This is a genomic window from Dyadobacter diqingensis (genome assembly GCF_024220585.1).
Taxonomy (GTDB): Bacteria; Bacteroidota; Bacteroidia; order Cytophagales; family Spirosomataceae; genus Dyadobacter; species Dyadobacter diqingensis.
In genome coordinates this window covers 1,444,485-1,455,477 of record NZ_JAMXKF010000001.1, presented here as the reverse complement: position 1 = coordinate 1,455,477, position 10,993 = coordinate 1,444,485, and the positions used below count along the sequence as shown (strand labels likewise).

The following is a 10,993-nucleotide window of genomic DNA, read 5'->3' as shown; positions in this document are numbered from 1 at the left end:
GAAATACATTCAGCTGAGCAGTACTAATTACCCAACAGCTTGCATACCTTTTTTCTCATTCTCTTTTGCTTCCAATATGACATTGATTATACACTCACAAAGATATTGTTGATTAATCAACAGAAAATCTTGTTGGTGGCTATTGGCCCGGTGTTCACCTCTTCCCATCCCGAACAGAGAAGTTAAGCCGGGGGCGCCTAGCCCGGAACCGCCGATGATCCTTGGGTCAAACCTGGTTAAGTAGGTAGCCGCCACAATACTATTATACAATCCCATCTTATAAAAAGATGGGATTTTTTGCGTTTGCACCTCTTCCCATCCCGAACATAGACGTTAAGCCGGGGGCGCCTAGCCCGGAACCGCCGATGATACTTGGGTCAAACCTGGTAAAGTAGGTAGCCGCCACAATACTATTACACAATCCCATCTTTATAGAAGATGGGATTTTTTTGTTTGGGGGATATGGATTTTATACTCATTACACTTCAAGGATCGCAATGCTCGTGCCGCCGATGTGTTTGATGTTTTTATATTTGGGATCCGATTTGTATAGCTCGTTTAATGCGGTCCATACGCCTTCCCAATTCGTGTAATCATGCCAGATTATCAAACCACCCGGACGCATGATTGACAACACTTTTTTACTGTCGTTCAAAACGTAGTCGTAAGCGTGTGAGCCATCAATAAAGGCGAGATCAATTGAATTTTTATATTCCTCAAAAGAATATGTCGCGGAGTCACCGAAAACCTGCTGTATTTTATTTGCCATCGGATGTCCGATAAACCTTTCCCCCGAAACATCCTTTTTTACATACCTGACTTCTCCCTCTTCTATTTCCATTGCCGTGGAGCTCAATCCTTCACTGGGGAGATCCAGGGTGGTAATTTTAGCATTGGAATGGGTATTTAGCGCCATATTTAGCGTTGTCCTTCCCTGAAAGGTACCGATCTCGAATATTTTGTCTGGATTAAGCTTTCTGACCAGATTGCTGATTACTTTAAGTTCAAATTCAGTGGTGTGGCCAAAACCACATTCGTAAACACCTTCGTACTTAGCCTTGTCGTCACCGAAAAGTTCGAAGACGTCTGTTTTGGGAATAATGAACGGATCTATCGGAGTAATGTCCTGCGTTTTATTTTGAGATTCGTAGTAATTGTAAAGTGATAAAAGATTATCTCTACGCTTCTCATTTAACATTCCTAACGTTAAGGTGTAGCCAACTCTTCTAAAAATGCCGAAATATAATCGAAGATTATTCGCAAAATTTCCCATGCTAATAAAAGGTTAATGTTATTTTGTAGAAAATATACAATATTTTTCATGAATTAAATAACCTTTAATTCACTAGTATTCAATATTTTCATAAAATATTATCAAACGTTTACAGCAAAGGGTCAGGATTGGTTGATTAAACAGGTTTAACAGATAAAATTTACTTCGTCCAAATTGAGAGCAGATGAGATTAATTATTCAAACACTTATTTTTTTACTGACTTCCCTGGCCGGGTTCTCCCAGTCTCTGGATTGTAATACCAAAGCTGTCCAGGATAGTTTGTTTGAAAAATTTTCTGAAAGAGCTTATCGGTTCGATATGAATGATGACGGACGTGAGGAAGTCTGGGATAGCTTGCTGGCGATTTGTCCTAATATTGCAGAAGTTTATCAGGAGAAGAGCACAAAATATATCCGGAACGGCGATTATGCAAGAGCCTTCAATTTTGTAGACAAAGCGGTGTTGCTTGACTCGATAACCTGGACTGCCTATCGGGGTTTTCTACATTGTATTTACACGAAAAACTATGTGAGCGCATTAATTGATCTGGAACGTGCGGAAAGGCTCTCACCCTATGGAAATCAGATGGATCACAATTACTGGTTTTATCGCGGACTTTGCTATCTGGAATTACAGAGCTATGAACAGGCCGAAAACGCGTTTTTAAGGGACATTAAACAACAAAGGAGGAGAGTTGAGACGAACGATATTCATTTCAACACCCTGCTTTACCTGGGGATCGTATATCTGGAAATGATGGAGTTCGACAAGGCGGAAAAAACTTTAAAAGAGTGCCTTCAATATTATGAGCAGCTGCCCGAGGCCAATTATTATCTTGCCAGGACGTTAAAGAGTATTGGTAACCCAGGTGCGGATCTGTATTTCCAAAAAGCAAAACAGTACCTTCTTGAGGGTTATAAGATCAATGAACCAACCGAATGGTTTGTAAATTATCCAAGGCAGATTTCCTTAAAAGAAATGAAATAAGATTTCGGAATGAAACTTATTTTCCCGGGCTTTGCAGATAAACCTCGGCCCACTTTAAATCTTCGGGCGTTGTGATCTTTATGTTTTCATAAGCCCCTTCAATCAGGTGAATTGGGTACCCTTCAAACTCCAAAACACTTGCGCAATCCGTGAAAACAGGCTGGTAGGCATGCGCAAAAGCTTTTCGCATCCAATTAAGCCGGAAGGTCTGGGGAGTTTGAATAAGGCGGAACAAAGAGCGATCCAGGGCAACGTTTCCTTTTTCATCGACACGTCTGATCGAATCTTTCAGAGGAACACTTACTACGGCCGCGCCGAATTCGGCTGCCTTCAGGAAACTGTCAGCGATAATTTCCTTGTCAATTACCGGACGCACGCCATCATGCACGGCAACAAGACCTTCTTGTGATGTGATGGTATCCAGGCCGTTTTTTACCGAATTAAAACGTGTTTCTCCGCCTGCAACGAGCAGATAGGATTCGGCGAACTGATGTTGTTCACATAATGATTGCCAAAACTCAAACTGATTTTCCGGGAGGACAAGAATAATGTGCAGCGACGAAGAATAATTCCGGAATGCATGGAGCGTATGCATCAATACAGGAAGACCGTTAACCAGCAGGAATTGCTTGGGGATGTCACTTTTCATACGACTTCCGCTTCCGCCTGCCACAATGATCACGTATTCCTGCATAATAAAAGTTGTTAGTGAATTCAAAAAAATGTCATTTATCAACACAGACACATTTAAGTATCTGCATGTTAATAAATGACACAAATATATTGATCAAATAACGATTAGATGATTAACATCGCATCACCATAAGTGAAGAATTTATATTTTTCCTTGATCGCAAGTTCGTATGCTTTCATAACCAGGTCAAACCCTCCGAATGCGCAGGCAGACATCAACAGAATTGACTCAGGAAGCTGGAAATTGGATAACATCGCGTTTGCGATTTTGAAATCGTACGGAGGAAAGACAAATTTGTCGGTCCAGCCTTCCACGGATTTAAGATGTCCGCTTGCAGAAACCGATGATTCAACTGCTTTGAGAGACGTTGTTCCAACCGCACAAACACGTTTTTTAGCATCCAGCGCAGCATTTACAATGTCAGCGCTTGATTGCGTGATACGGTAGTTTTCTGAATCTGTTTTGTGTTTTGTCAAATCTTCAACATCAACGGTACGGAATGTTCCCAAACCAACGTGCAAAGTAACCGGCGCAAAGCTAACACCTTTGATTTCAAGGCGTTTCATCATTGCTTTTGTAAAATGCAAACCAGCCGTAGGCGCAGCTACTGCTCCGATATGTTCTGCGAAAATAGTCTGAAAACGTTCACGGTCAGCACTTTCTACCTTACGACGTGAAATAATTTCAGGCGGAAGCGGGGTTTCGCCCAACTGGTCAACAAGTTTCATAAACTCGTCGTTGTCGCCGTCATAAAGAAAACGGATCGTACGGCCACGTGAAGTGGTATTGTCAATAACTTCCGCAACAAGATCGCTGTCGCCGAAATAAAGCTTGTTCCCTACCCGGATTTTACGTGCAGGATCTACAAGAACGTCCCAAAGACGCATTTCGCGGTTAAGTTCGCGCAATAAAAAAACTTCAATTTTGGCTCCTGTTTTTTCTTTTTGACCGTATAAACGGGCCGGAAAAACTTTGGTGTCATTGATTGCCATTACATCTCCGTCTCCGAAATAATTAATCAGATCAGGAAACATTTTATGTTCTATTTCTCCGGTTGCACGGTGTACTACCATAAGGCGTGATTCGCCGCGGTCGGAAGGATGAAGTGCAATCAGGCTTTGAGGGAGATCAAATTTAAATTCGGATAGCTTCATAGCTTGTTAAATCGGTGAAAGTCGATAAGTCGTGAGACAAAAATGGGGCGGTCGAAATTTTTATTTTAATATAATTAAGTACTGAACTTTACGAATAAACCTTTATTTGAGTTGATCAATAACTAATATATCATGTAAAGAATAAATTTTTCTGTTGATACTTAATTTATTGGTAAAGTATTCCCGGAAATTCTTAAATTTTTTATACAGCAAAAAATTAAGACCGCAAAAGTATAAATTTTTTCGTGGAAATCCCAATAAAATTCTACTTTTTAATATCCACTTAGCCTGCGGCTTTTCCATTTGGAAATGTGAACCGTTTCTCCATCATTTTGAGCGGGTTTCATGACCTTCTTGTCCTGCAATAAACGGGCAGTTATCAATGCCGCCAGAACTTTTTCAACTGGGTTTTGTACTGTATTTAACAGTTCAGGAAGAAAATACCGGTTGACAAAATTGGTGTCAAACCTTCCCGTGATAAAACTTTCATGTTTCATGACGAATTTGCAGAACGAAAGCGTTGTCTGAACGCCGGAAATATGAAATTCATCAATCGCACGGATCATTTTCCTGATGGTTTCTTCACGGTCCTGTCCGTAAGTGATCAGTTTGGCCAGCATGGGATCATAATAAATAGGAATTTCCATGCCTTCTTCAAAGCCGTCATCAACACGTACACCATTGCCCTGAGGCCTGACATATCTTTTTAAGGTCCCAACATCGGGCAAAAAGTTATTGGCGGGATCTTCGGCATATACCCGCACTTCTATCGCGTGGCCCTTGATTTGTAGTTCATCCTGCGCAATCGACAATGGTTTACCCTCTGCAATGTAAATCATTTGTCTGACCAGGTCTACACCCGTGATCAGTTCGGTGACCGGATGTTCAACCTGGAGACGGGTATTCATTTCAAGAAAATAGAAGTTTTTATCTTCATCCATGATAAATTCCACCGTGCCTGCCCCATAGTAACCACAGGAACGCGCGACATCAACGGCACAGCGGCCCATTTCTTCACGTATGGCAGGCGTTATCGAAATTGACGGGGCTTCTTCAATTACCTTCTGGTGACGTCGCTGTACGGAGCATTCCCGTTCAAACAAATGGATGATATTACCATGCTGGTCGCCCAGGACCTGAATTTCGATATGTTTGGGTGAGGTGATATACTTTTCAATAAAAACGGCTCCGTCACCAAAGGATGAAATGGCCTCACTGACGGCACGGTCCATCTGCTCGTCAAATTCGGTTTCGCTTTCCACCACGCGCATGCCCTTGCCTCCACCGCCTGCACTGGCCTTAATAAGAATCGGGTAACCAATGGTGGTTGCAATACGTTTTGCTTCAACGCGGTCTTCGATGGCTGTCGCTGTTCCGGGCACCATAGGTATGTTATAACTACCGACAGCCTGTTTTGCAGCCAGTTTGCTGCCCATCACTTCGATGGATTCAGGAGAAGGACCGATGAAGATCAATCCGGCTTCCTGCACTTTGCGGGCGAAGACTGCATTCTCAGATAAAAATCCGTAACCTGGATGTATCGCATCGACAGAAAGTTGGTGGCAAACTGCGAGAATTTTATCAGTATTTAAATAGGATTCAGAAGAGGCGGCGGGGCCGATGCAAACGGCTTCGTCGGCGTAACGTACATGAGGTGCATTTCGGTCTGCTTCACTAAATACTGCTACCGTGGCAATATTCATTTCACGTGCTGTACGGAGGATTCGAAGCGCAATTTCACCACGGTTCGCGACCAGGATTTTTTTGATTTCAGGCATGTAATCGGATCACAATGAGGCTACAAGATATGTGAAATAAATTCAAAATATAAAAGTAGTATTTTAAATATTTGGGTAACTTACAATTCGTTGAATATTAGGTTTGTACTTAATGTATTATTATTTTTTTTATTTTTGCATTTATCTAACATAAATTTCAAGTTGTTACCCACATAAATTAGAATAAGAGAGTGGATATTTTTGAGAAACTGCACAATAACTCAGGCCCGATCGGAACGCCGGCTAAAATGCTGAATAGCCATCATTATTTTTCATTTCCCATGCTGGAAGGTGATCTGGGTCCCAAGATGCGGTTTATGGGGCGTGAAGTGTTGAACTGGAGCCTTAATAACTATTTAGGCCTGGCGAATCACCCGGAAGTGCGCAAAGTAGATGCGGAAGCAGCAGCGAAATGGGGCTTGGCCTATCCGATGGGTGCGCGTATGATGTCTGGTAATTCAACATTACACGAAGTTTTTGAAAAAGAACTGGCTGAATTTGTTGGGAAAAAAGATGCATTCTTGCTGAATTACGGTTATCAGGGTGTTATGTCGGCGATCGAATGTATCTGCGATCACCGTGATGTGATTGTGTACGATGCCGAATCACATGCCTGCCTTATTGACGGAATCCGGTTGCACAAAGCGAAAATGGGACAATACTACAAGTTTAACCATAATGATATGGCTAGCCTTGAAAAGAACCTTATTCGCGCTACGAAAGCTGCCAATGAAAAAGGAGGAGGCGTTTTGGTTATTACCGAAGGTGTTTTTGGTATGTCCGGAAAAGTGGGCGACCTGAAAGCCATCGTTGAATTAAAGAAAAAATATGAGTTCCGTTTATTGGTGGACGATGCCCACGGATTCGGGACAATGGGTGAAACGGGTGCAGGTGTAGGCGAAATGCTTGGCGTTCAGGGTGAGGTTGATCTTTACTTCTCTACGTTTGCGAAATCTATGGCCGCGATTGGTGCTTTTATTGCATCAGATGATCCTGAAATTATCATGTATCTGAAATATAACATGCGTTCTCAAACTTATGCGAAGGCGCTCCCAATGCCTTACGTAGAAGGTTGCAGGAAACGTCTGGAAATGATCAAGACCATGCCCGAACTTCGCTCCAAGTTGTGGGAGAATGTAGAGGCAATGCAAAATGGTTTGAGAAGCCGCGGATTTAACATCGGTGAAACGGAATCTCCGGTGACTCCGGTTTTCCTTCACAGCGAAGGCGGCGTACCGGAAGTAACCCGTATGGTGCGTGATTTGCGTGAGAATATGGGTGTGTTCTGTTCAATCGTTGTTTACCCGGTTGTGCCGAAAGGACAGATCATGCTGCGTATTATTCCTACTGCTGCACATACGTTGGAAGATGTAGAATATACGCTTGAAGCATTTACGACTTTGGCCGATAAACTGAAGAACAGAGTTTATCAAATTGAAGACGTACAGGCGGTAGCTGAATAGGCAAAATCCTTGCTTATTGTGTCAAGAGGACGTTTTTTTACGAAAACGTCCTCTTTTTTTATAGGTAGGATAAAAAATATTTATTTAACGTAACTTGTTGTATATCAATTAATTAAAGTGTTGTTTTGTATTAAATTGCATTATAGTATTGTTTTTTTTTGTTTTTTGGGTTGCGATAATGCTTTTAATTACTAAATTTCGGGCAAAACATGCGTTTTTAGCGTGTTAGAGGCATTTTAACTAAAAACAAACAAAAACATGGCAAGATTTGATGAAGTAAAAGATTTGATCCTATCGCTTGAAGGCGATTTTGATAAGTTTTACAATAAAGCGAACCAGGCTGCTGGAACGCGTGTACGTAAGGGTATGCAGGAGCTAAAAACTTTGGCTCAGGAAATCCGTTCTGAAGTACAAAACAAAAAGAACGAAGCTGAATAAGTCACGACTTAACAGTATACAAAAAAAGCCCGGCTAAACCGGGCTTTTTTGTTTTAGAATTTTTCCTGATTAATCATGGTGGCAATTCCCCTGGTCACAACTTTTTTGGTGGTAGTGTCCACAATTTCCGTTGATATTTCCGCGATGTGTTTAACGGCGTCAATGGTTTTTATCGTAAATACGGCCCGATAGTCATTGTCAACAAACATCGGTCTTAGAAATTCAAGCGTTTGTTTAAGATAAATTGAACCAAACCCCGGAAACTGCGTCCCCAACACTTTTGTAAATACCGTAGCGCCCAACATTCCGTGAATAATCGGCCGCTTGAAACTGGTGGTAGCAGCATAGTCAGCATCCAGGTGAAGCGGATTGTTATCGCCCGTCAACGCGGCGAACTGAATAACCTGCTCTTGTGAGAAGCGAAAAATATGATCAAACGAAGCGTCAACAACGGGTTCTATATCCATGGTAAAAAAGTTACAGTTATATTTTTTTGCAAAAATCGGTTAATTTCATCGTTAAACAAAGAAGGCTGCCCGCATCGGGCAGCCTTCTTTGTTTACACATATATGATTTTATTCTTCTATGTCCTCCGTTATAACAGCGATTTCTTCCGCTTGTACAACTCCTTCAGCTAATTTAGGAGCCCTTGCCTTGTTCCGCTTATCTTTGAACTTTTTAACCTGCATTTTTAATGTGTCAATCGCTAAATCCGTAGCCTCTTCAAATGTTGTACCTTGCTCTCTCACGAACATCGTTCCACCCGGGACATAAAGTTTAACCTCGAGAAGTTTTGTATGTAATTTGGCGTTATCACTCTTATCCAATCTAAGAAACACTTCACCACTTGTAATCCGATCGTAAAACGTATCGAGTTTATCCATTTTCTGTTGAATAAATGTCAACAATTTAGGGTCAGCGTCGAAGTGAATTGCTTGCATCTGCAGTCTCATAAGCACTTAAGTTTTATGGTAAAACATTACTTCCAACCGGTTCCAAAATACTTCTGGTCACAAAAAACGGTTCGCGTCTTACATCGCAAAATTTAAAACCGTTTTTTCTTTCCTGATGATTTTGAAGTCTAACGGTATATTAAATAAAGGGAAAGATTACCATAATGTCAAGCGAATGTTAAGGTTTTATGCAAAAACTTTTTTGAGTGTTGCAATTACCTGCTGAGGCTCAGGCTTCCTCCAAAAGTGTCCTGAAAGAGACATATTGCCCGTTAAATTTCTGATGGTGCCTTTCCTGCAATTCAGCCTGAAACTGGGTTTGATAAGCCATGAAATCTTCCATGGTACGGAAAATAAACTGGTTTGTATAAGTCGCGCCTTCGTTTTCGATTTCAGTCAGCAAACGCAACAACTTGTTTTCAACGGGTAATCCACTGGCCATGATGGCTGGTATGTGGGTTTCCTTCATGTATTTAAGCCATTCTTTTTCCGCGGCATGGCTGATATTCACGGTGATATTAAAAAGGATCATTTTTATCTGTATTTCAATTTTTAAACTATTGCAAATATTGCGCTTTATATATTAACTGTTAAACAATTATAATTTCAGTTACAGCAATTGTTGTGATATGCTCAATTCGAAACTACCTTTGCACACTTACGATTCACCATAACCCGTTTAAACATATGAACGCTCTGATACGTGCCCACTCGGGCTTACGTTATGTTGTACTTGGATTATTAATTGCCGCAGTTGTCATTGCTTACTCAAACTGGCAGAATAACAAACAAGGCGACAGCAAAGTTTATTTGTTCGCTCTTATTGCAACACATACACAATTACTGATCGGATTGGTGCTTTATACCATGAGCCCGTTGGTAAATTTTGGCGAGATCAGCAATAAAGTAATCCGGTTCTATTCCATTGAGCACGTTTTCATGATGGTGATTGCGATTATTTTGATCACAGTAGGGCGCGTTCGCTCGAAGAAGTTGAGCGGGGCAGACAAACATCGCACCGTATTGTATTTTTATGCAATGGCGCTTATTATCATTCTGGCCGCTATTCCATGGCCATTCAGAAATCTGGGAGCAGCGTGGTTCTGATTTAGCTGTTAGCTATTAGCGGTTAGCTGTTTGCCTCCTGGCTCGTAGCTAACCGCTAAGAAAAAACGTATTAACTTCTGAGTGTCCGGTAAGCTAAATGCTAAAACCTGACCGCTAACAGCCAAGAACTACCCAAACAATTCACTTGAAAGATACCGGTCTCCCCGGTCGCAGATAATAAATACGATTGTCCCCGATTCCAGTTCTTTTGCAAGTTCTACCGCTGCCCAGGCAGCACCGCCGCTGCTCATCCCGGCAAATATTGCTTCTTCTTTTGCTAGTCTGCGTGTCATCGTGGTGGCATCGTCCTGCGTTACCTCGATAACCCTGTCAACACGGTTTCTGTCAAATATTTTTGGGAGATATTCTTCCGGCCATTTCCGGATTCCCGGAATGCTGGATCCGTCTGTCGGCTGGCAGCCTACAATCTGAATATTCTGATCTTGTTCTTTCAGGTAATGCGAGACACCCATAATTGTACCGGTAGTACCCATGGATGAAACGAAATGTGTGATGCCCTGATTGGTATCACGGAATATCTCCGGGCCTGTTGTTCGGTAATGGGCTTTCCAGTTGTCAGGATTGGCAAACTGGTTCAGCATCAGATAATCTCCGTTTTTAGCTTTGTCTTCGGCATAGTCACGTGAGCCTTCCATTGTTTCGATCAACGTCACTTTGGCACCGAACGCTTCCATGGTAAGGACTCTTTCGCGGGTTGAATTCTGCGGCATAACCAACTCAATTTCTATATCAAAAAGTCGGGCGATCATGGCCAGTGCGATACCGGTGTTACCACTCGTAGCCTCGATCAGTTTTGTGCCTGGCTTAATTTCTCCGCGATCCAGCGCGCCTTTGATCATACTGTAAGCAGCGCGGTCTTTTACACTGCCACCCGGATTATTCCCTTCAAGTTTACCGTAAAGTTTAACGTTGGGATTGGGATTAATGCGGTTTAATTCAACTAATGGGGTATTTCCTACTAAATCAAGAAGTGCGGACATGGGCGAATTATAAAATGTGATGTGAAATTAGAATGTCATTTTACAGACAAACAACATCGTACATCACCACACCGGTTCACTTCGAACCGATGATTTGACTGAGAGAAAAAAGATGTTCTGCTGGCAACCATATTTGTCTGATAG

At 41.9% G+C, this 10,993-nt stretch carries 12 protein-coding genes and 1 rRNA gene; 5 read left to right on the top strand and 8 right to left on the bottom strand.

What is annotated here, in order from left to right; all coding sequences use genetic code 11:
- Positions 1 to 131: 131 nt before the first annotated feature.
- A 5S ribosomal RNA gene (rrf, locus tag M1L62_RS05760) occupies positions 132 to 257 on the top strand.
- A gap of 221 nt (positions 258 to 478) precedes the next feature.
- On the opposite strand, the gene M1L62_RS05755 is transcribed toward rrf, so the two are convergent.
- The gene (locus M1L62_RS05755) at positions 479 to 1,273 is read right to left on the bottom strand and encodes a class I SAM-dependent methyltransferase (protein WP_254412047.1); all 795 of its coding nucleotides are present in this window, start codon (positions 1,271 to 1,273) and stop codon (positions 479 to 481) included.
- Positions 1,274 to 1,457: 184 nt separating this feature from the next.
- Here M1L62_RS05755 and M1L62_RS05750 point away from each other — a divergent pair, with 184 nt between their 5' ends.
- On the top strand, positions 1,458 to 2,261 hold the full coding sequence (locus M1L62_RS05750; protein WP_254412046.1) for a tetratricopeptide repeat protein: 804 nt from the start codon (positions 1,458 to 1,460) through the stop codon (positions 2,259 to 2,261).
- A gap of 16 nt (positions 2,262 to 2,277) precedes the next feature.
- On the opposite strand, the gene M1L62_RS05745 is transcribed toward M1L62_RS05750, so the two are convergent.
- The 3 genes from M1L62_RS05745 to accC all read right to left on the bottom strand — a co-directional run bounded on the left by M1L62_RS05745 (position 2,278) and on the right by accC (position 5,887).
- A complete protein-coding gene (locus M1L62_RS05745) occupies positions 2,278 to 2,955 on the bottom strand; it encodes a 2-C-methyl-D-erythritol 4-phosphate cytidylyltransferase (RefSeq protein WP_254412073.1) in 678 nt (225 codons plus the stop codon).
- Positions 2,956 to 3,059: 104 nt separating this feature from the next.
- Positions 3,060 to 4,109, bottom strand: coding sequence for a tRNA preQ1(34) S-adenosylmethionine ribosyltransferase-isomerase QueA (queA, locus tag M1L62_RS05740; RefSeq protein WP_254412045.1), 1,050 nt, complete (start codon positions 4,107 to 4,109; stop codon positions 3,060 to 3,062).
- A 272-nt stretch (positions 4,110 to 4,381) separates the two neighbouring features.
- On the bottom strand, positions 4,382 to 5,887 hold the full coding sequence (gene accC / locus M1L62_RS05735) for an acetyl-CoA carboxylase biotin carboxylase subunit (protein WP_254412044.1): 1,506 nt from the start codon (positions 5,885 to 5,887) through the stop codon (positions 4,382 to 4,384).
- A 191-nt stretch (positions 5,888 to 6,078) separates the two neighbouring features.
- Here accC and M1L62_RS05730 point away from each other — a divergent pair, with 191 nt between their 5' ends.
- A complete protein-coding gene (locus tag M1L62_RS05730; RefSeq protein ID WP_254412043.1) occupies positions 6,079 to 7,350 on the top strand; it encodes an aminotransferase class I/II-fold pyridoxal phosphate-dependent enzyme in 1,272 nt (423 codons plus the stop codon).
- Positions 7,351 to 7,608: 258 nt separating this feature from the next.
- Positions 7,609 to 7,788 carry a BF3379 family histone-like protein gene (locus M1L62_RS05725; RefSeq protein ID WP_090332745.1) on the top strand — a complete coding sequence of 60 codons (180 nt, stop codon included), beginning with the start codon at positions 7,609 to 7,611 and terminating at the stop codon, positions 7,786 to 7,788.
- A 53-nt stretch (positions 7,789 to 7,841) separates the two neighbouring features.
- Here M1L62_RS05725 and M1L62_RS05720 read toward each other — a convergent pair whose 3' ends face one another.
- From M1L62_RS05720 to M1L62_RS05710, 3 genes are all read right to left on the bottom strand, one after another.
- Entirely contained in the window at positions 7,842 to 8,255 is a 414-nt protein-coding gene (locus M1L62_RS05720) for a MaoC family dehydratase (RefSeq protein WP_254412042.1), read from the bottom strand.
- 108 nt (positions 8,256 to 8,363) lie between these two features.
- On the bottom strand, positions 8,364 to 8,741 hold the full coding sequence (locus M1L62_RS05715) for an HPF/RaiA family ribosome-associated protein (RefSeq protein WP_254412041.1): 378 nt from the start codon (positions 8,739 to 8,741) through the stop codon (positions 8,364 to 8,366).
- 229 nt (positions 8,742 to 8,970) lie between these two features.
- The gene (locus M1L62_RS05710) at positions 8,971 to 9,273 is read right to left on the bottom strand and encodes a DUF4286 family protein (protein WP_254412040.1); all 303 of its coding nucleotides are present in this window, start codon (positions 9,271 to 9,273) and stop codon (positions 8,971 to 8,973) included.
- Positions 9,274 to 9,428: 155 nt separating this feature from the next.
- On the opposite strand from M1L62_RS05710, the gene M1L62_RS05705 reads away from it, so the two are divergent.
- Positions 9,429 to 9,848 carry a cytochrome B gene (locus M1L62_RS05705; RefSeq protein WP_254412039.1) on the top strand — a complete coding sequence of 140 codons (420 nt, stop codon included), beginning with the start codon at positions 9,429 to 9,431 and terminating at the stop codon, positions 9,846 to 9,848.
- 128 nt (positions 9,849 to 9,976) lie between these two features.
- On the opposite strand, the gene cysM is transcribed toward M1L62_RS05705, so the two are convergent.
- Positions 9,977 to 10,849 (bottom strand): cysteine synthase CysM, encoded by an 873-nt coding sequence (gene cysM / locus M1L62_RS05700; protein ID WP_254412038.1) that lies wholly within the window; start codon positions 10,847 to 10,849, stop codon positions 9,977 to 9,979.
- Between the last annotated feature and the right edge of the window lie 144 nt (positions 10,850 to 10,993).

Bases quoted from the DNA above. Each gene is read 5' to 3' on its own strand.
- M1L62_RS05755 (WP_254412047.1), bottom strand. From the start codon at position 1,273: ATGGGAAATTTTGCGAATAATCTTCGATTATATTTCGGCATTTTTAGA.
- M1L62_RS05750 (WP_254412046.1), top strand. From the start codon at position 1,458: ATGAGATTAATTATTCAAACACTTATTTTTTTACTGACTTCCCTGGCC.
- M1L62_RS05745 (WP_254412073.1), bottom strand. From the start codon at position 2,955: ATGCAGGAATACGTGATCATTGTGGCAGGCGGAAGCGGAAGTCGTATG.
- queA (WP_254412045.1), bottom strand. From the start codon at position 4,109: ATGAAGCTATCCGAATTTAAATTTGATCTCCCTCAAAGCCTGATTGCA.
- accC (WP_254412044.1), bottom strand. From the start codon at position 5,887: ATGCCTGAAATCAAAAAAATCCTGGTCGCGAACCGTGGTGAAATTGCG.
- M1L62_RS05725 (WP_090332745.1), top strand. From the start codon at position 7,609: ATGGCAAGATTTGATGAAGTAAAAGATTTGATCCTATCGCTTGAAGGC.
- M1L62_RS05720 (WP_254412042.1), bottom strand. From the start codon at position 8,255: ATGGATATAGAACCCGTTGTTGACGCTTCGTTTGATCATATTTTTCGC.
- M1L62_RS05715 (WP_254412041.1), bottom strand. From the start codon at position 8,741: ATGAGACTGCAGATGCAAGCAATTCACTTCGACGCTGACCCTAAATTG.
- M1L62_RS05710 (WP_254412040.1), bottom strand. From the start codon at position 9,273: ATGATCCTTTTTAATATCACCGTGAATATCAGCCATGCCGCGGAAAAA.
- M1L62_RS05705 (WP_254412039.1), top strand. From the start codon at position 9,429: ATGAACGCTCTGATACGTGCCCACTCGGGCTTACGTTATGTTGTACTT.
- cysM (WP_254412038.1), bottom strand. From the start codon at position 10,849: ATGTCCGCACTTCTTGATTTAGTAGGAAATACCCCATTAGTTGAATTA.